The sequence below is a fragment of the Pseudaestuariivita atlantica genome (genome assembly GCF_001205715.1).
Classification (GTDB): Bacteria; Pseudomonadota; Alphaproteobacteria; order Rhodobacterales; family Rhodobacteraceae; genus Pseudaestuariivita; species Pseudaestuariivita atlantica.
Window position 1 is genome coordinate 447,375 of sequence record NZ_AQQZ01000001.1, and the last position, 18,612, is coordinate 465,986.

The 18,612-nt window shown below is 67.9% G+C and carries 20 protein-coding genes and 1 other RNA gene; 11 read left to right on the forward strand and 10 right to left on the reverse strand.

Annotated elements, in window-relative coordinates:
• The first annotated feature begins 97 nt into the window (after positions 1–97).
• A complete protein-coding gene (locus tag ATO11_RS02180; protein WP_050529169.1) occupies positions 98–2,854 on the forward strand; it encodes a [protein-PII] uridylyltransferase family protein in 2,757 nt (918 codons plus the stop codon).
• On the forward strand, positions 2,841–3,110 hold the full coding sequence (locus ATO11_RS02185) for a hypothetical protein (protein ID WP_050529170.1): 270 nt from the start codon (positions 2,841–2,843) through the stop codon (positions 3,108–3,110). Before ATO11_RS02180 ends, ATO11_RS02185 begins: the two co-directional genes overlap by 14 nt.
• Before the next feature lie 3 nt (positions 3,111–3,113).
• Here the strand turns inward: ATO11_RS02185 and ATO11_RS02190 are convergent, their stop codons facing one another.
• The 5 genes from ATO11_RS02190 to chrA form a co-directional block, all read right to left on the reverse strand.
• Positions 3,114–3,350, reverse strand: coding sequence for a ribbon-helix-helix domain-containing protein (locus tag ATO11_RS02190; protein WP_050529171.1), 237 nt, complete (start codon positions 3,348–3,350; stop codon positions 3,114–3,116).
• Entirely contained in the window at positions 3,347–3,526 is a 180-nt protein-coding gene (locus ATO11_RS02195) for a DUF4169 family protein (protein ID WP_050529172.1), read from the reverse strand. Before ATO11_RS02195 ends, ATO11_RS02190 begins: the two co-directional genes overlap by 4 nt.
• A gap of 40 nt (positions 3,527–3,566) precedes the next feature.
• The gene (gene fumC, locus ATO11_RS02200; protein ID WP_050529173.1) at positions 3,567–4,958 is read right to left on the reverse strand and encodes a class II fumarate hydratase; all 1,392 of its coding nucleotides are present in this window, start codon (positions 4,956–4,958) and stop codon (positions 3,567–3,569) included.
• A 94-nt stretch (positions 4,959–5,052) separates the two neighbouring features.
• Positions 5,053–5,535, reverse strand: a complete 483-nt coding sequence (locus ATO11_RS02205; protein ID WP_050529174.1) for an SspB family protein — start codon at positions 5,533–5,535, stop codon at positions 5,053–5,055.
• Between the two features lie 68 nt (positions 5,536–5,603).
• Complete coding sequence (gene chrA / locus ATO11_RS02210) at positions 5,604–6,884, reverse strand: chromate efflux transporter (protein ID WP_242601333.1); 1,281 nt, start codon at positions 6,882–6,884, stop codon at positions 5,604–5,606.
• 278 nt (positions 6,885–7,162) lie between these two features.
• Between chrA and ATO11_RS02215 the strand changes: the two genes are divergently transcribed.
• Positions 7,163–7,756 (forward strand): hypothetical protein, encoded by a 594-nt coding sequence (locus ATO11_RS02215; RefSeq protein WP_134643050.1) that lies wholly within the window; start codon positions 7,163–7,165, stop codon positions 7,754–7,756.
• Positions 7,757–7,827: 71 nt separating this feature from the next.
• Here ATO11_RS02215 and ssrA read toward each other — a convergent pair.
• The 4 genes from ssrA to ATO11_RS02230 form a co-directional block, all read right to left on the reverse strand.
• Positions 7,828–8,176, reverse strand: a transfer-messenger RNA (tmRNA) gene (ssrA, locus tag ATO11_RS21130).
• Positions 8,177–8,215: 39 nt separating this feature from the next.
• Positions 8,216–8,563, reverse strand: a complete 348-nt coding sequence (locus ATO11_RS02220) for a DUF4345 family protein (protein ID WP_050529177.1) — start codon at positions 8,561–8,563, stop codon at positions 8,216–8,218.
• 48 nt (positions 8,564–8,611) lie between these two features.
• The gene (locus ATO11_RS02225) at positions 8,612–9,325 is read right to left on the reverse strand and encodes a DUF1194 domain-containing protein (RefSeq protein ID WP_050529178.1); all 714 of its coding nucleotides are present in this window, start codon (positions 9,323–9,325) and stop codon (positions 8,612–8,614) included.
• A 41-nt stretch (positions 9,326–9,366) separates the two neighbouring features.
• Entirely contained in the window at positions 9,367–10,206 is an 840-nt protein-coding gene (locus tag ATO11_RS02230) for an SDR family NAD(P)-dependent oxidoreductase (RefSeq protein WP_050529179.1), read from the reverse strand.
• A gap of 86 nt (positions 10,207–10,292) precedes the next feature.
• On the opposite strand from ATO11_RS02230, the gene ATO11_RS02235 reads away from it, so the two are divergent.
• Genes ATO11_RS02235 through ATO11_RS02245 form a run of 3 tightly spaced genes read left to right on the forward strand, consistent with a single transcriptional unit; the run spans position 10,293 to position 13,501 of the window.
• The gene (locus ATO11_RS02235) at positions 10,293–11,060 is read left to right on the forward strand and encodes an SDR family NAD(P)-dependent oxidoreductase (protein ID WP_050529180.1); all 768 of its coding nucleotides are present in this window, start codon (positions 10,293–10,295) and stop codon (positions 11,058–11,060) included.
• A gap of 3 nt (positions 11,061–11,063) precedes the next feature.
• Positions 11,064–12,245 carry a cytochrome P450 gene (locus ATO11_RS02240; protein WP_050529181.1) on the forward strand — a complete coding sequence of 394 codons (1,182 nt, stop codon included), beginning with the start codon at positions 11,064–11,066 and terminating at the stop codon, positions 12,243–12,245.
• Positions 12,242–13,501, forward strand: a complete 1,260-nt coding sequence (locus ATO11_RS02245; RefSeq protein ID WP_050529182.1) for a flavin-dependent oxidoreductase — start codon at positions 12,242–12,244, stop codon at positions 13,499–13,501. Before ATO11_RS02240 ends, ATO11_RS02245 begins: the two co-directional genes overlap by 4 nt.
• Here the strand turns inward: ATO11_RS02245 and ATO11_RS02250 are convergent.
• Complete coding sequence (locus tag ATO11_RS02250; RefSeq protein ID WP_050529183.1) at positions 13,498–14,217, reverse strand: FadR/GntR family transcriptional regulator; 720 nt, start codon at positions 14,215–14,217, stop codon at positions 13,498–13,500. The two genes, ATO11_RS02245 and ATO11_RS02250, sit on opposite strands and share 4 nt — an antisense overlap.
• A 54-nt stretch (positions 14,218–14,271) precedes the next feature.
• Here ATO11_RS02250 and ATO11_RS02255 point away from each other — a divergent pair, with 54 nt between their 5' ends.
• The 5 genes from ATO11_RS02255 (at position 14,272) to acuI (ending at position 18,511) form a co-directional block, all read left to right on the forward strand.
• Positions 14,272–15,144: a DUF2182 domain-containing protein gene (locus tag ATO11_RS02255; RefSeq protein WP_050529184.1), complete on the forward strand. Its 873-nt coding sequence runs from the start codon at positions 14,272–14,274 to the stop codon at positions 15,142–15,144.
• Positions 15,145–15,147: 3 nt separating this feature from the next.
• Positions 15,148–15,855, forward strand: a complete 708-nt coding sequence (locus ATO11_RS02260) for a DUF1326 domain-containing protein (RefSeq protein WP_050529185.1) — start codon at positions 15,148–15,150, stop codon at positions 15,853–15,855.
• Entirely contained in the window at positions 15,852–16,367 is a 516-nt protein-coding gene (locus ATO11_RS02265; protein ID WP_050529186.1) for a DinB family protein, read from the forward strand. The genes ATO11_RS02260 and ATO11_RS02265 overlap by 4 nt, the downstream gene beginning before the upstream one ends.
• Positions 16,358–17,458: a dimethylsulfoniopropionate demethylase gene (locus tag ATO11_RS02270; protein ID WP_050529187.1), complete on the forward strand. Its 1,101-nt coding sequence runs from the start codon at positions 16,358–16,360 to the stop codon at positions 17,456–17,458. Before ATO11_RS02265 ends, ATO11_RS02270 begins: the two co-directional genes overlap by 10 nt.
• Positions 17,459–17,521: 63 nt before the next feature.
• Positions 17,522–18,511, forward strand: a complete 990-nt coding sequence (gene acuI / locus ATO11_RS02275; protein WP_050529188.1) for an acryloyl-CoA reductase — start codon at positions 17,522–17,524, stop codon at positions 18,509–18,511.
• Positions 18,512–18,612: the final 101 nt, after the last annotated feature.

The window sequence follows — 18,612 nt, forward strand, 5'->3', positions numbered from 1 at the left end:
GCCTTGCCTGTTGCTCGCCTGTCGCGGGAACCGTCCAAGGGACGGCGCGCAAGGTCAAGCCATTGACGCCGCTGGCCGCGCGCCACACGCTGGACGCATGACCGCGCTTGCCCCCGTGACGCGCTGCCCGCGCCCCTACAATGCCGACCGTGGTGCAGAGGCACGCGCCGCCGTGCCATGGGCCGATGCCCCGCTGGCCGATCTTGTCGCGGGCGCGGCGGGATGCGCGCCTTATATCGCGCAGCTTGTCGCGGCGGAGGGAGACTGGCTGGAAACCGCCGCGCCCGATCCGCGCGCCGCGTTCGATGCCGAACTGGCCGTATTGCGCGACCTGCCGCCCGAGGCCGACCCGTCCAGCCCCCTGCGCACCGCCAAGCGCCGGGCGGCGCTGCTGACGGCGCTGGCGGATCTGGGTGGCCTCTGGCCGCTGGCGGACATCACCCATGCCCTGACCGAACTTGCCGATACCGCCTGTTCCGTGGCACTTGGCGCGGCGATGGCGCGGGCGCGCGGTGCCCCGCCGATGCCCACGATCTTCGCGATGGGCAAGATGGGCGCGTTCGAGTTGAACTATTCCTCTGACATCGACCTCATCTGCCTGTTCGACGATCGCGGCTTTGGCCCGGCCGAGGTGGCCGAGGCGCGCTCGGGCCTTGCCCGCGTGATCCGGCGCATGACCGGCTGGCTGAACGACGTCACCGACGAGGGATATGTCTTTCGCACCGATCTGCGCCTGCGGCCCGATGCGGGCGCGACGCCGGTCTGCATCGCGATGTCCGCGGCAGAGACCTATTACGAGACCCACGGGCGCACATGGGAACGCGCGGCGTGGGTCAAGGCGCGGCCGTGTGCCGGGGACATGGAGGCGGGGGACAGGTTCATCGCCGATTTGCGGCCCTTCATCTGGCGCCGGCATCTCGATTTCGCGGCGGTGCGCGACGCCCACGACATGCGCCTCGCCATCCGCGAACACAAGGGGCTGCACGGGCCGATCACCCTGCCGGGTCACAACCTGAAACTGGGGCGCGGCGGTATCCGCGAGATCGAGTTCTTCACCCAGACCCGGCAGATCATCGCCGGGGGGCGCGATCCGTCGCTGCGCCTGCGCGGCACGGCCGAGGGGCTGGAGCGCCTGACGCGCAAGGGGTGGGTCGATGCGGATGCCGCGGGTGCGCTCGCCCGGCACTACCGCACGCTGCGCGAGGCCGAGCACCGGGTGCAGATGCTGCGCGACGCGCAGACCCACGACCTGCCGCGCGACGCGGCGGGGTTCGAACGGCTGGCGGCCTTCATGGACATGGACCGCGCGGCGCTGGAACGGCACCTGTCGGAGGCGCTGGAAGAGGTGAACGAGATCACCGACCGCTTCTTCGACCGCGATGCCGGGCGCCTGCCATCGGATCCGGCGCCGGTGGCGCCCGCCGTCGCCGATGAAAGCTGGCTGCGCTATCCCGCCCTCAGGTCGGACCGGGCGGCGCAGATCTTTCGCCGTCTGCAACCGGGCATCCTGGCCCGCCTCGCCACCGCCGACCGCCCCGACGAGGCGCGCGCCGCCTTCGATCGCTTCCTGTCCGGGCTGCCGGCGGGGGTGCAGCTTTTCTCGCTGTTCGACGCCAATCCGCAACTTATTGACTTGCTTGTGGAAATCGTGTCGGTCGGGCCGGAACTGGCAGGCTACCTGTCGCGCCATGCGGAGGTATTCGACGCGGTGATCGCCGGCGAGTTCTTCACGCCGTGGCCGGGTGTCGAGACCATGCACGAGGCGCTCGCGGCAGCACTCGCGGAGGAGCGCGATTACGAGGCGCAGCTCGATACCGCGCGGCGGTGGCGGAAGGACTGGCAGTTCCGCATCGGCGTGCACCTGTTGCGCGGGATCGTTCCACCCGAGGAGGCCGCGCGCCACTATGCCGACCTGGCCGAGGCCGTGATGCGCGCGCTCTGGCCCGTGATCGTCGCGCATTTCGCGGCCAAGCACGGCACCCCGCCGGGCCGGGGCGTTGCCTTGCTGGGCATGGGATCGCTTGGCGCGGCGCGTCTGCACGCCCGGTCCGACCTTGACCTCATCGTGATCTACGACGCGGGCGATGCCACCGAAAGCGACGGCCCGCGCCCGCTGGCCGTGCGGCCCTATTACGCGCGGCTGACGCAGGCGCTGGTCACCGCGCTGACCGCGCCCACCGCCGAAGGGCGGCTTTACGAGGTCGACATGCGCCTGCGCCCCTCGGGCAACCAGGGGCCGGTTGCGACGTCGCTCACGGCGTTCCGGGACTACCAGCAGGACCAGGCCTGGACTTGGGAGCACATGGCGCTGACGCGGGCGCGCATCGTGGCGGGCGATGCAGGGGTCGGCGCGGATGTGCGCGGCTTCCTCGACACCCACCTTTCCATCCCGCGAGAGGCCGCGCCGGTGCTGGCCGACCTGCGCGACATGCGCGACCGGATCGCGGCGGCGCACGGGACGCTGGATGACTGGGAAGGCAAGCTGGGGCAGGGACGGCTGCAGGATATCGAGCTTTTCGCGCAGGCGGCCTGCCTGTGCGCGGGCGTGTTTCACGGCGACGTGGACGAGGGGATCGCCGCCGCGCATGCGCTTGGCTGGATCACGGAGCGGGAGGCGGAGGCGCTGACGGACGCCCATGCGCTCTGCTGGCGCCTGCGCATGGCGGAACAGCTGATCGGGCCGGACGTGTCGGATCCGGACAAGCTTGGCGCGGGGGGGCAGGCTTTCATCGTCCGGATCGCGGGGCAGTCAGACCGGGATCAGCTTGACGCGGCGCTTGCTTCGCGGTCCAGTGCGGCGGCGGCGGTGATCGACCGCGTGATCGCAGAAAGGGCCGGGAATGGGCCTCAGTGACATGATCGAAGACCCCAAGGGCCTGATCCGCGAGGCCTACCGGATCGAGGGGATCGGCGCGGATCAGTGCCGGTCCATCTTCCTCGACTGGGCGCTGAGCCTGCCGGACACTGTGCCGCAGAAACCGGCGATCGAGGCGCTGTTGAAAACCTATGGCGCGGCGGGTCACCCGATGACAGAGGTGCTGGAGGCGGGTTTGCAGACGATCTCGGCGCCCCGGCGGCGGGGTGGCTGGCGCAGCCGCGCGCGGCAATAGGGATCAGTCCGGGCGGTCGCCGACCTGCGCGCGCAGATGGTCCAGCACGTAGAGGCGAATGGCCGAGGCCAGCCCGGTATCAAGATCACGTGCTGCATCGATTTCGGCTGCCAGTGCGTTGATCGGCATACCTTTTTCATCTGCGATGTTGCGAAACTCGCGCCAGAACGCGTCTTCGAGAGAGACCGAGGTGCGGTGCCCCTTCAGCGTCAGGGAGCGTTTGACGGGGCGGGCGCTCATGTGTCGCGGCGATGCTGGTCGAGTTTGCGCGTGGCCTTGTCCCGCTCGGCCGTATCCTTGGATTTTTCGGCTTTCGTGCGACCGAATTTCACGGCGTTCTCATCGGCTTGCGCGCGCTTTTTCACCTTGTCGCGCGCCTTGCGGGCGCGGTTGAGGTTGATCGGCGTGCCGCTCATCGCGCCCTCGCAGGCGCGCCTCGCTTTGGGCGCGAGGTGCTCACTTGGGGCCGACCATGTTTTCCGGGCGCACGACGCGGTCGAAGGTTTCCTCGTCGACGAAACCAAGCGCGATCGCCTCTTCCTTCAGCGTGGTCTTGTTCTTGTGCGCGGTCTTGGCGACGATCGTGGCGTTGTCATACCCGATCACGGGGGCGAGGGCGGTGACCAGCATCAGCGACTCGCGCATCAGCTTGTCGATCCGCGCCTCGTCGGCCTTCAGGCCGACCACGAGGTTGTCGGTGAACGCCACCGCCGCGTCGCCCAGAAGCTGCATGGATTGCAGCACGTTGTAGGACATCATCGGCTTGTAGACGTTCAGTTCGAAATGGCCCTGCGATCCGGCGAAACCCACGGCGGCGTCGTTGCCCATCACGTGTGCGCAGACCTGCGTCAGCGCCTCGCACTGGGTGGGGTTCACCTTGCCCGGCATGATCGACGAGCCGGGCTCGTTTTCCGGCAGGATCAGCTCGCCCAGCCCGCAGCGCGGGCCGGAACCCAGCAGGCGGATGTCGTTGGCGATTTTGAAGAGCGAGGCGGCGACGGTTTTCAGCGCGCCCGACATCTCGACCATCGCGTCATGGGCGGCCAGTGCCTCGAACTTGTTGGGCGCGGTGACGAAGGGCAGGCCGGTGATGTCGGCCATGTGGCCCGCAACGGCCACGTCCCAGCCCTTGGCCGTGTTCAGCCCGGTGCCGACGGCGGTGCCGCCCTGCGCCAGTTCATAGATGCGCCCCAAAGCGTCCTTCACCCGCTGGATGCCCATGGCGACCTGGTGGGTATAGCCGGAAAATTCCTGGCTCAGCGTCAGGGGGGTGGCGTCCTGCGTGTGGGTGCGACCGATCTTGATGATGCCGTCGAACGCCTCGACCTTGGACTGCAATGCCGCGTGCAGCTTTTCCAGTCCCGGCAGGGTCACGTCCCGCGCCGTCATCGCGGTGGCGATGTGCATGGCGGTGGGGAAGGTGTCGTTCGACGACTGGCCCATGTTGCAGTGATCGTTGGGGTGGACCGGGTCTTTCGATCCCAGCGTGCCGCCGAGGATCTCGATCGCGCGGTTGGCGATGACCTCGTTGGCGTTCATGTTGGATTGCGTGCCCGAGCCCGTCTGCCAGACGACCAGCGGGAAGTGATCGTCAAGATCGCCCGCCACGACCTCGGACGCGGCCTGGATGATCGCGTCGGCCAGTGTCGCGTCGAGCTTACCGCTTGCCTTGTTCTCCGTCGCGCAGGCCTGCTTGATCACACCCAGCGCGCGCACGATGGCCACGGGCTGTTTCTCCCACCCGATGGGGAAATTCAGGATCGAGCGTTGCGTCTGCGCGCCCCAGTACTTGTCCGCGGGAACCTCGAGGGGGCCGAAGCTGTCGGTCTCGGTGCGGGTGGCGGTCATGGCGCGGGCTCCTGTCGGTCGATGTCGGGGCGAGGCATAAGCGCGGGCGCGCGGGCCCACAAGCCTGTTTGCGCCCCCAATTCCGTCTTGCGGGTTAGGTCTTGCGGAAACTGTCCAGCGACACGATGTCGGCGTTCGCTTCGCCGGTCGCGGGTTCTGGCGCGGGGTCGGCCTCGCCACGTTCCTGCACGACGGACAATTCGGTCGTCTCGGCCTCTTCCGTGTCCGAATTCTCGAACCGCAGGCCGAATTCGACCGACGGGTCGACGAAGGTCTTGATCGCGTCGAACGGGATATACAGCGGCTCGGGCGCATCGCCGAAATTCAGGGTGACGCCGAAGCCTTCGGTCGTGACGGACAGGTTGTCGTACCAGTGCTGCATGACCACCGTCATCTCGCCCGGATAGCGTTCGGCCAGCCAGTCGGCGATTTCGACCTGGGGGTGGGAGGTGTCGAAGGTGATGAAGAAATGGTGCTCACCCGGCAGCTCGTTCTGGGCGACATCGGTCAGCACTTCAAAGATCAAACCGCGCATGGCGCGGTGCATCAGGTTACCGTAATCGATCAAGCCAGACATCAAAAACCCCCGTCTGCTGAGGTCAGCATAAACGAAGTTTTCGCCGATTGAACCGCCTGTTTTCGCAATCAGGCGGCGCCAAGCCATCCAAGAGACCCACCAGAACCCGCGGCAAGCAGCAGAACCGCCCACAAAGGCCAGCCGCGCCACAGCAGAAGCCGGGTGGAAAGAATCACCAGCAGCACCGCCACGGGCCGCAACGTGCCGAGTTCGGGCCATGGTAGGTGGACGGGGCCGAACCCGGCCCGCCCGACCTCGGTAAAGACGACGTGCAGCGCGAACCACAGAGCGAGGTTGGCGATCACGCCCACCACCGCGGCGGTCACGCCCGACAGCGCCGCGGCCAGGCGGGGCAGGGCAGAGAGATGCTCGATATAAGGGGCGCCGGCGAAGATCCACAGGAAGCACGGCACGAAGGTCACCCACAGGCACAGCGCACCTGCAAGGGCCGCCATCGGCCAGCCGCCCGCGCCGTGGCCTGCGAGGATCGCCACGAATTCGGTCACGAGGATGAGCGGCCCCGGCGTCGTTTCGGCCAGCCCCAGCGCGTCGATCATCTGGGCCGTGTCGATCCAGCCGAAAGTCTCCACCACCGCCTGCGCCATGTAGGCGAGGACGGCATAGGCCCCGCCGAAGGTGACGATGGCGAGTTTCGAAAAGAACAGGCCGAGCGTCAGCAGGAAGTCGGCGTCGAGGATCCACAGGGCGACCAGCGGCGCGGCCCAGACAGCCGACCACAGCGCTACCGTTCCCAGAAGCCGCGAGAGGGGCGGCGCGGGCCGGGTGACCGGCTGCGCCTCTGGCCGGTCACCAAGGACAAGGCCCGCGGCGGCGGCGGCGGCGATGATCAGGGGGAACGGGACCTGGAAGGCGAAGATCCCCGCGAAGGCCACGACCGCGATCGCGATGTCGCGCGGGCCGTTCAGCGCGCGGGTGCGCAGGGTCAGAAGCGCCTTCACCACGATCGCGATCACGGCGGCCTGCACGCCCAGAAGGGCGGCCCGCACCAGCGCAACCTCGCCATAAACCAGATACAGCGCCGCCAGTGCCGCGATCACCACCGCGCCCGGCACCACGAACAGCGTGCCGGCAACGATCCCGCCCCGGACGCCGCGCAGGCGCCAGCCCGCATAGGTGGCCAGCTGCATCGCCTCGGGACCGGGCAGCAGCATGCAGAAGGACAACGCGCGCAGGAAGGCATCCTGCGGCATCAGCCGGTGGCGCTCCACGATCTCGGACTGCATCAGCGCGATCTGCGCGGCGGGCCCGCCGAAGGACAGAAGGCCGATCCGCCCGAACAGCGCGACGAAGGCGCGGGCGGGCATGGGGGGCGGTGGGTCGACGCTCATCTCCGGCTCTCCCTGCGGGTGGCGGCCTGACGCGCATCGAAAATCGGCGCGGCCCTGTCAAGCGTCCGTGGCGCGCGGCGCGTGGATGGCCGGACGATACGGCCCCACCATCACGTCAATCCCGCGCCAGCCTCCCACAAAATGCGGCATCACGCCACGTTTTGCGTACGAAATGCTGAATCGCTTGTGGACGGATGCGCGAAAATGTCCGTATATAGTCAAAAGGCGTCCAAAACGCTGCTGCCACAGCGGGCGCCTACAAGATATGGGGGAGCAGCATGCGTATTTCGACGGTCTTGATCATTCTCGGGCTGGGGGTCGGCCTTGGCATCCTCGGCGCGAACATCCCGCGCATGGCGTCGGGCCTGATGGCGGGCGACGGCGACGTGGTGGCGCGCAATGCCTCGGTGTTCCAGCCGGCGCCGCAACCCGAAGCCGCCGCCGCGCCCGCGACGCGGGCCGACAGCGCGCAACTGACGCAGATCGTCGCCGCCGCCACGCAGGGCCCGCTGAAGCGCACGGTGAAGCTGACCGAAGAGCAGAAGCAGATCGTCGCCTTCTTCGAGCGCACCGCGCGCGAGATGAACGAGGCGGGCGGCCAGCGCCTGAACCGTGACCTCGAATTCGATCACCTCGCCATCAATGGGCTGGACGTGCGGTACTATTACACCGTGCGCCGCAACTATGCCGACCTGAACCCGCAGGTGATCCTGGCCGAGCAGCGGTCCTACATCAACCAGACGGTCTGCAACGACGCCGCCGTGCGCCAGCTGATCGGCACCTACGGCTTCCGCTATTCCTATGCCTACCTGAGCGCCGAGAACCGCCTGATCGGGCGGCTTGACGCCACGCTGGACAACTGCCCGACCTGACGGGTCACAGGCAGACACACCAAGGCCGCGTCCCGCCGGGCGCGGCTTTTTCATATCGGGGGAAGGGAAGTGGTGCAGGCTTCTGTTGCCAGGTGCCTGCGAACCCCGCCTGGACCGGCTAGGGCCCAGGGCTTAAGATTTCGGTTTTTCTAACTGCTTACGCAGCCAGAGCAACCGGAGCACGATTGTCGTTTGCAATTGTACTGTTTTCGCCGGTAACGGTGGCAGACCGCCGAGACAAAGCTAACCCCTTTAGACGTTCGTCGATCCTGTTTCGGCCCCATGTTCCCCAAACGAAGGATGTTGGTGGAGCCGCCGGGTACCGCCCCCGGGTCCGATCCGCTTATTACGAGCGCGTTTATGTCCATAGTCCCGAAGGACATCCTGAAGGTAAGTGCGGGACGCGCCGGTTGCAAGCGGCGCGCGCGGGTTGCCCGCAGATTTCAGGGATAAAGCGCGCTACAGGTGACGCGCCAGCAGGATCGCTGCCATCACCGCCTCGATCGCGCCGAACGCCGCGCATTTGTATTTCGGCGGATCGTCGAACAGCAAGGAGATCAGCCGCCCCGTCGCCGCGCCGGCATAGGCAAAGCCCAGCATCGCCCATGCGGCGGGCGCGTTCAGCCAAAGCGCGGCCAGTCCCGCGACCACGAACAGCCCGCCGACCGAGGCGCGCATCTCGCTCAACCCCATGGTCGATCCCTGCGGGGCAAGGTCGAGTGCGGCGGCGGTGTAGCGGGGGGCGAGGAAACCGAAGGCTCCGAAAGCCACGGTCAGGATCGCCACGATAAGGTCCAGCAAGTGCATTTGGTCGTCTCCTTTACCCGTCACCACCTGACGCGGCGGGGCGCGGGGTCAAGGGCGGGCGGCACCGAAGACGGGCACGCGCAACTCGCGCGCCAGTTTCAGCTCCATCGCGCGGGCGTAATCCTCGTACCCTTCCGCCTCGATGGTGAAGGCGGCGGGGCCGTGGATCACCTCCCGCTCATAATATCGGCGCAACTCGCGCGCCTTGGCCGCGGCCTTGGTGGCGTCGCGTGGGGTCGCGGGCGGGGCGGTGACGATCAGCGCGTTCACGGTGATGCGGTCGAAGGCGGCAAAGGCGGTGATGTCGCGCGGCACCGGGCCGATATTGTTCTTGCCGTCGCCCGAGATGTCGACCGTCTGCTGCCAGCACTCCGGCACCTCGGCCATCAGCGCGGCGGAAAATTCCAGCGCCCGCCCGATGGCGGTCTTCAACCCGACGCGCTGTTTGCGGTGCGCCCGGATGCGGGCGATCAGCCGTTCGAGCGCAGCGTCATCCTCCACCGCGATCCACGGCTGGATCAGCCCCTGGTGGTTCTGCGAGGACCATTCGAACACCGCGATCTTCACCGGCGGCAGCCCGTTCAGCAGCAGCCTGCGGATCGGGTCCGACGCCAGCGCATCCGCCAGCCCGTCCACCTGCAGCGCGTATTCCGCGTCATTGACCGATCCTGACACGTCGAGCGCGAGGACAAGCGCATGGCGGCAATTCGCCTGAACGCTCGAAGCGATGGACAGGAGAAAGACAAGCAGAAGCGCGCGCATGGGCGAAGCCTTGCATGGCGCGCGCACCGCTGCAACGGCGCTCAGCCGCCTTCGAGATATGCCGCGAACCGCTCCGCCCAGTCGGGATGCCAGCGCGACAGGGGCGGGCGGTTGTCGATGATGTCGCCCATCGCCCAGGCCATGCGCTTTTCATCCATCTCGCGGGTCACGTCGTTGTCGGGGCAGAGCACGTAGAAATCGCCGGCCTCGATCCGGTCGAACAGGAAGGCGGTCGTCTGGTCCGGCGTCCACGCGCCTTCGGGCTTCTCGGTCCGGCCGCGGCGGTTCAACTTGGTAAAGACGAAACCGGGGATGAACAGGTGGGCGGAGACCGGCGCGTCCACCTCGCGCAGGTGGTGCGCCAGCGCCTCGGCAAAGGCGCGCACGCCTGCCTTCGCCACGTTGTAGGCCGGGTCGCCGGGCGGGGTGGTGATGCCCTGTTTCGATCCCGTCGCGATGACCATGCCCGGCCTGCCGCGCGCGATCATGCCGGGCACGAAGGACTGGCACAGCGCGACGATCCCGCCAAGGTTCACCGCCAGCACCCGGTCCCACGTGCCTTGCGCGTCGAAGATGTCGCTGCCGGGCTGGATGCCTGCATTCGCCATCACCACGTCCGCGCCGCCAAGGGTCGCATCGACCTCGTCGCGCAGGGCGCGCACTGCGTCGCGGTCCGACACGTCAGTCTGATGCGCCAAGACCGCGCGCGCGCCCGCATCCCGCAGCCGCGTCTCGGCCACCTGCAAGGCGTCGGCGTTCACGTCCGCCACCACCACGGCCATGCCCCGCGCGGCGAACCTCAGTGCGGCAGACAGGCCCAGACCCTGCGCGCCTCCGCTGATGACGGCCACGTGGTCGGGTTTCAGGTCGCTCGGGCGCATGGCACTCTCCTTGTTCGCGGGGTGAAGGCAGCATACACCGAAAGCCGCTCGGCAAGTCGAGCGCGACAACGAACGAGGGAGAGCACATGCACAACTGGTCAGGAGAGGCGGCAATCGTCACGGGCGGCGCGTCGGGGCTGGGGGCGGCAACGGCGGTGCGGCTGGCCGAGGACGGGATGCGCGTGACGCTGTTCGACCTCGATGCCGAGCGGGGCAAGGCCCACGCCGCCGCGATCGGCGGCGGGTTCCAGAAGGTCGACGTGTCCGACGCGGCGTCTGTCGCAGCGGGTATCAGGGCCGCGGAAGAGGCACAGGGCATCGCGCGCATCGTCGTCAACTGCGCCGGGATCGCGCCCGCCGCCAAGACCGTGTCGCGCGGCGCGTCGCACGATCCCGAAATGTTCGAACGCACCATCCGCATCAACCTGATCGGCACCTTCCATTGCGCCTCGCAGGCCGCCGCGCGCATGGTCGAGGCGGACCCGATGGGCGAGGACGGGGAGCGGGGCGTGATCGTCAACACCGCCTCCATCGCCGCCTATGAAGGGCAGGTAGGCCAGACCGCCTATTCCGCGTCGAAGGGTGGGGTGGCCGGGTTGACCCTGCCCATGGCGCGGGACCTTGCCGACAAGGGTATCCGCGTCTGCGCCATCGCGCCGGGGCTGTTCCTGACGCCGATGCTCGAAGGCCTGCCCGAAGAGGTGCAGACCTCGCTCGGCGCGCAGGTGCCCTTCCCGTCGCGCCTTGGCAAACCGTCCGAGTTCGCCGACATGGTCGCCCAGATCGCCCGCAACCCGATGCTGAACGGCGAGGTCATCCGGCTCGACGGGGCGATCCGCCTGTCGCCGCGCTGATCCATGGCCGCCGCCGCGCCCCCGGTCGACGACACGATCACGCTCGATCAGCTCGCGCGCGATCCCTTTCCCGTCTACCGCCGCCTGCGGACAGAGGCGCCGGTCTGCCGGGTCGCGGCCACGGGGCGCATCCTGCTGACCAAGGCCGCCGACACGCGGTACGTGAAGGACACTCCCGGTCTTTTCAGTTCCGACGATCCCGACACGCCGATGAGGCGTGCCTTCCACGCCCACACGCTGATGCGCAAGGACGGCGCGGCGCATCAGCGCGAACGGCAGGCGATGGCGCCCGCCTTTGCCCCGCGCGTGATCCGCGACGTCTGGATGCCCGCCTACCAGCGCATTGCCGAGGAGTACGTGGCCCGCCTGCCGCGCGGCGAGGTGGTGGACCTCTTTCCCGCGCTGTCGGGGCCTTACGCGGCGCGCGGGCTGGCGATAGTGCTGGGGCTGGACGAAGCGAGCGATGACGAGATGCAGCGCTGGTCGCAGGCGCTGATCGACGGGGCGGGCAATTTCGGCTGGCGGGACGAACCGTTTGCCCGGTCGGACGCCGCCAATGCCGAGATGCACGCGCTGTTCGACCGGCTGGCGGTGCGCCACCGCGCCGATCCGGGCCCGTCGGCCCTGTCGGTCATGCTGAACGCCGACGACCCGATCCCCCACAGCCAGATCCACGCCAACATCAAGATCGCCATTGGCGGCGGCATCAACGAACCGCGCGACGCGCTCAACACCACGCTGGCGGGGCTTCTGTCGAACCCCGACCAACTGGCCGAGATCAGGCGCACCGGCGACTGGGACCGCGCGTTCGAGGAAGGCATCCGCTGGGTCGCGCCCATCTCGGTCTCGGCCCGCGTGGCCGCCGAAGAGACCGAGATCCGCGGCTGCCGCATCGCGGCGGGCGACACGGTGATGACGGTGCAGGCCAGCGCCAACCGCGACGAGGACGTGGTGGAGAATGGCGAGGTCTACAACGCCTTCCGCACCCCCGTGCCGCACCAGTCCTTCGGCAACGGCCCGCATTTCTGCATGGGCACGCATATCGCGCGGCGTGCCATCGCGCAGGTCATGCTGCCGGTCCTGTTCGACCGGTTCCCGAACCTGTCGCTTCCCGACCCGGAGGCCGTCATCTGGCGCGGCTTCGGGTTTCACGGGCCGGTGACGCTGCCGGTCCTGCTGCAATGACCGCGCCGGTCCTGATCGCGGGCGGCGGGATCGCGGGGCTGACGCTGGCGCTGACCCTGCACCAGATCGGCGTGCCCGTGCGCGTCTTCGAAGCCGCCCGTCGGATGGAGCCGGTGGGCGTCGGCCTCAACCTGCAACCGAACGCGGTGCGGGAGCTTTACGACCTCGGCATCGGGGCGGACGCGCTCGACAAGGTGGGCCTGCCCGCGCGGGAATGGGCGCTGGTCGGGCTGAACGGGCGCGAAATCCATGCCGAGCCGCGCGGGATCGAGGCCGGGTACAACTGGCCGCAATACGCCGTGCATCGCGGCGCGCTGCACATGGCCTTGTACGACACCGTGGTGGAACGGCTGGGGCCAGATGCCGTCACGCTGGGCGCGCGGGTCGAAGGATACGCGACCGATGCCGATGGAGTGACGGCGCTCTTGTCGGACGGAACGCGCGCACGTGGCGCGCTGTTGTTCGGCGCGGACGGCATCCATTCGAAGGTGCGCGCGCAGATGCACCCCGACCAGCCGCCGATCCACTGGGGCGGCATGCTGATGTGGCGCGGGACGGTGCGCATGGTCCCGCCGCGCACGGGCGCATCCTTCATCGGCCTCGGCACCCACCGCGAGCGGCTGGTGCTGTACCCCATCTCGCGCCCCGATGCGGACGGGCGGGCGCTGATGAACTGGATTGTCGAGGTCACGGTCGATGCCAGCGCGGGCTGGCAGGAAGAAGGCTGGTTCCGCCCCGTGACGCTCGACCGGTTCGTGCACCATTTCGAGGCGTTCCGCTATGACTGGCTGGACGTGCCCGCGATGCTGGCCGAGGCCGATTGCATGTACGAAAACCCGATGATCGACCGCGACCCGGTGCCCACCTGGGTCGATGGCCGGGTGGCGCTGATGGGAGACGCGGCGCACGCGATGTACCCCACCGGGTCGAACGGCGCGAGCCAGGCCATCGTGGATGCCCGCGTGATCGGCGCGCGGATGCTCGATCACGGGGTCACGCCCGCGGCCCTGGCGGCCTATGACGCGCAACTCTGCGGGTCGGTGTCGGCGCTTGTGCTGCGCAACCGCGGGGCGGGGCCGTTCGGCATCCTCGACATCCTGCATGCCCGCTGCGGGGGCGTGTTCGACGATATCGACGACGTGATCCCGCCCGCCGAACGCGCGGCCTTCATGCGCGACTACAAGGCGGCAGCGGGGTTCGCGATCGAGGCGCTGAACGCCGCGCCGCCGACGATCCCGCCCGGTGCCCGCCTCTAGCGCCGCGCGCGTTCGGCGAACACGCTTTGTGCAAGCTCGCGGGTATACGCGGCCAGCTCGCTCAGCGCCACGTCGGCGGCGACCGCGTCCCGCGCCTCCAGCGCGTCGGCGATGCGTCCGTGCAGGCCGACGATCACGCCGCGCGACCGGGCCGAGAAGGTGATCATGTTCATCAGGGGCTGCATCGCCTCCACCGCGCCCGCCAACTGGTAGGACAGGACGGGGTTCGCCGCCCCGTCGACCAGCGCGCGGTGAAAGGCCACGTCCGAGGCGCAGAAGCCTTCATCCGACAGGCCCGGCTGCGCCTGCCGGTGGCATTCGGCCCGCATCGTGGCCAGGTGATCGGGCGTGCGCCGCGCGCAGGCCAGCGGCACGCAGGCGGCTTCGAGCGCGAAGCGCGCCTCGGCGGCGGTGTCGAAACTCACGTCGTTCATCGACAGCAGAAGGGTCGAGGTCGTGACGTGCTGCGCATAGGCATCTTCGTAGCGCAGATGGTTGACGAAGGCGCCACCCGTGGCACCGCGTTGCGTGCGGATCAGCGACTGCGCGCCCAGCCGTTTCAGCGCCTCGCGCACCGTCGGGCGGGACACGTCGAATTGTTCCGACAGCTCCGCTTCGGAGGGCAGGCGTTCGTCCACGATCAGCCGTCCCTCGACGATGGCATCGCGGATCGAGGCGGCGATCTGGGCCGAAAGATCTGGACGGGGTTTTTTCATTTGTCAGACATTTAAAAGTCTGACATTTGAAACACAAGCGAGTCGGAGAGAAGAATGGCGTTAAACCTGCGAACCGTGTTGTGGCTTGGCTTTTTTGCCACGATCCTCTGGGCCTGGTGGTTCCTTTACACCACGGCCATGTCGATGGGGGTCGACTGGATCGGCAGGCCCGGCGACCTGATGGCGTCAGGCTCCATGTCCGGCGACGGCGCGATGACCGGTGGCGCTATGGACGGCGGAACGATGACTGGCGGCGCGATGGACGGCGGCGCAGACGGGATGTCCGGCGATGCCATGGGCGGGATGGTCATGTCGATGACCGGTTTCGCGACGCTTTTCCCGATGTGGTCGATCATGATGGCGGCGATGATGCTGCCGACGATGGTACCGACGCTGCGCGCTTACGAGGACCTGATGGTCAGCGCCAATGGCACCCGCGCGGGCTGGGTGGGCGTGCTGCTGGGCTTTTTCATCGTCTGGGTGGCCTTCGCGGCGCTGATTTCGGGCGTGCAGATCGCGCTGCTGGCCAGCGGGCTGATCGACGGCATGGGCATCGCGCGCTCGACGCTTTTCGCGGGCGGTCTGCTGATGCTGGTGGGCGCGTTCCAGTTCACCCGCGCCAAGGACATTTGCCATGGCGTCTGCCACGCGCCGATGACCTATTTCCTCGGCAACTGGCAGCCCGGCACGCTGGGCGGGTTGCGCATGGGGCTGTGGCTGGGCGCGTTCTGCGTCGGCTGTTGCTGGGGGTTCATGGTGCTGGGTTTCGTCGGCGGCGTGATGAGCCTTTTGTGGATGGGACTGGCCACGCTGTTCATGGTGGTGGAAAAATTGCCGCAAGTCGGTCACGTTGTGACCAGGCCCATGGGTGCGATCCTGCTGATCGCCGGACTGGGCGTGATCGTATGGGGCTTTACGGGAGGATAAGACATGGCGCTGAAACGCAAACCCGACGCGGACCGCCTGCCGGTCAGCCAGCGCATCGACAGCCGGGTGCAGAACCCCGCGCGGCGCACGCAGAACCCCAGCGAGTGGGTCATCAAGGGCGAGTTGTTCCTGAACTGCTCCTGCACGGTGTTCTGTCCCTGCGTGGTCAGCCTTGGCGCGCACCCGCCGACCGAGGGCGATTGCCGGGCGTGGATGGCCATCGCCATCGACGAGGGCCATTACGAGGGCGAGGACCTGTCGGGCCTGAACGTGGGTCTCATGGTCGAAATTCCGGGTCGCATGGCCGAAGGCAACTGGAAGGTCGCGGCCTATGTCGACGAGCGCGCCAGCGGCAAGGCCTATGAAGGCATCCTGCGCATCTTCTCGGGGCAGGCGGGCGGCACGACGGGCCTGTTCACCATGCTGGTGTCGACCATTATCGGGGCCGAACGCGCGCCGGTGGAGATCGTCCGCGACGGCACCAAGCGCGGCCTGCATATCGGGCGCAAGATTTCCGGCGAGATCGAGATGATCACCGGCGCCGACCCGAACGAACCCGTGATGGTCACCAATTCGAAATACTGGATGGGTCCCAACATCATCGCCGCGCGCGGCCTGAAATCCAAGGTGCGCGATTATGGCCGCGTCTGGGACTTCGGCGGCAAGTCGGCCGAAATCTGCCCGATCGACTGGTCGGGTCCGGGCAAGTGATCGACCGCGACTACGTTCTGACCATGGCGCGCTACAACGCCTGGCAGAACGCGGGGATGAAGAAAGCGATGGAAAGCCTGACCGAGGCCGCCCTGCGCAAGGATCGCGGCGCGTTCTTCGGCTCGATCCTCGCCACGGCGAACCACCTTCTGTGGGGTGACCGCCTCTGGATGTCGCGGTTCGATGGCAGGGAAGGCCCCTCTGTCGGGCCCGACCAACATACCGAGCTGACGCCGACGCTGGCCACATGGGGAACCGAGAGGTTCCGCACCGATGGCCGCATCCTGACCTGGGCCGAAAAGCTGCGCAGCATCGACCTGACCGGTGACCTGACATGGCATTCGGGCGTGCTGGGCCGCGAGGTGACGAAACCGAAGGCGCTGTGCGTCACCCAACTCTTCAACCACCAGACCCACCACCGCGGCCAGATCCACGCGATGCTGACCGCGGCGGGGGCAATGACGCAGGATACCGATTTGTTCCTCATGCCGGAGACCGGACCATGGCTGTGATCGCACCGTCGCGCCGCGTGCGCCGTACGCCCTTTTCCGACGGCGTCGCCGCCGCGGGTGTCAAGGGTTACACCGTCTACAACCACATGCTTCTGCCAACCGTGTTCCGGTCGGTCGAAGAGGATTACCGCCACCTCAAGGAGGCGGTGCAGGTCTGGGACGTGGCCGTCGAAAGGCAGGTCGAGGTGCGCGGCCCCGACGCGGGCCGCCTGATGCAGATGCTGACGCCGCGCGACCTGCGCGGCATGCTGCCCGGCCAGTGCTATTACGTGCCGATGGTGGACGAAACCGGCGGCATGCTGAACGACCCCGTCGCCGTCAAGCTGGCCGAGGACCGCTACTGGATCTCGATCGCCGACAGCGACCTGCTGATGTGGGTCAAGGGCATCGCCTACGGCTTCCGGCTGGACGTGCTGGTGGACGAACCCGATGTCTCTCCGCTGGCGATCCAGGGACCGAAGGCGGATGACCTGATGGCCCGCGTCTTCGGCGACGCGGTGCGCGACCTGCGCTTCTTCCGCTTCGGCTGGTTCGATTTCGACGGCACGCAGCTTGTCATCGCGCGGTCGGGCTATTCGAAACAGGGCGGGTTCGAGATCTATGTCGAGGGCGGGCACCTCGGCATGCCTTTGTGGAACGCGTTGTTCGAGGCGGGCAAGGACCTCGACGTTTACGCGGGCTGCCCTAACCTGATCGAACGGATCGAGGGCGGGCTTCTCAGCTATGGCAACGACATGACGCGGTCGAACACGCCGCATGAATGCGGGCTGGGGCGGTTCTGTTCGACCCAGACGGCGATCGGCTGCGTCGGCCGCGACGCGCTGTTGCGCGTGTCGCAGGAAGGGCCGGTCCGGCAGATCCGCGCGATCTCGATTACCGGCGACCTGCCCACCTGCGACCGGGCCTGGCCGCTGATGGCGGGCAAGACCAAGGTGGGGCAGGTCACCTCCTGCGCGCGCTCACCCGATTTCGGCACCAATGTCGCCATCGGCATGGTGCGGATGACGCATTGGGACGCGGGCACCGCGCTGAAGGTGGAGACGCAGGACGGCACCTTCGACGCCGAGGTGCACGAGGAATTCTGGATTTGACGCGGTGGGCCGGGGCGATCCCGGCCCGCGCTATTTCACAAGAGACGACGAAGGAGAAAGCGGATGTTCAACGCACTGGTGGTCGAGAAGGATGACGAGGGCAAGACGTCCGCATCCGTGCAGCAGATCGGCGAGGATCGCCTGCCCGAGGGCGAGGTGACGGTCGCGGTCGAGTATTCCACGGTCAACTACAAGGACGGCCTGTGCATCGGGCCGGGCGGCGGGTTGGTGCGCAATTACCCGCACGTGCCGGGCATCGATTTCGCCGGTACGGTCGAGGCTTCGGATGACGACCGTTACAAGCCCGGCGACAAGGTCGTGCTGACCGGCTGGCGCGTGGGCGAGGCGTATTGGGGCGGCTATTCGCAGAAGGCGCGGGTGAAGGCCGATTGGCTGGTGCCGCTGCCGAAAGGGCTCGACACGCGGCAGGCGATGGCCGTTGGCACCGCGGGTTTCACCGCGATGCTGGCGGTACAGGCGCTGGAAGATCACGGGATGGCACCGGGGCAGGGCGAGGTGCTGGTCACCGGCGCCGCCGGTGGCGTCGGGTCGGTCGCCACGGCGATTCTCGCCAATCTCGGCTACGAGGTCGCGGGCGTGACGGGTCGGCCCGAGACCGGCGATTACCTCAAGGGCCTCGGTGCGACCCGCATCGTGCCCCGCGAAGAGATCAACGAAACCGTCAAGCGCCCGCTCGAGACCGAGACCTGGGCGGGGTGCGTCGATGCCGTGGGCGGCGCGATGCTGGCCCGCGTGCTGGGGCAGATGAAATACGGTGCCAGCGTCGCGGCGGTGGGTCTGGCCGGTGGCGCGGCCCTGCCCGCGACGGTGATCCCCTTCCTTCTGCGCGGCGTGAACCTGCTGGGGATCGACAGCGTCATGCAGCCCTATGACAACCGCGTCCGCGCGTGGGAGCGGATCGCCCGCGACCTGCCGATGGACAAGCTCGAAGCGATGGTGCAGCCGGCCACGCTCGGCGATCTGCCGCAGCTGGGCCGCGACATTCTGAAAGGACAGGTCAAGGGCCGCGTCGTCGTCGACGTGAACGCCTGACCCGTCCACATATGGTCCTACCGGGGCGTCCGGCCTTGCCGGCCGGGCGCGTCCTGTATCCTGCGCGTGAACTTCGTTCCGCAAATTCCTGAAATTCCGAA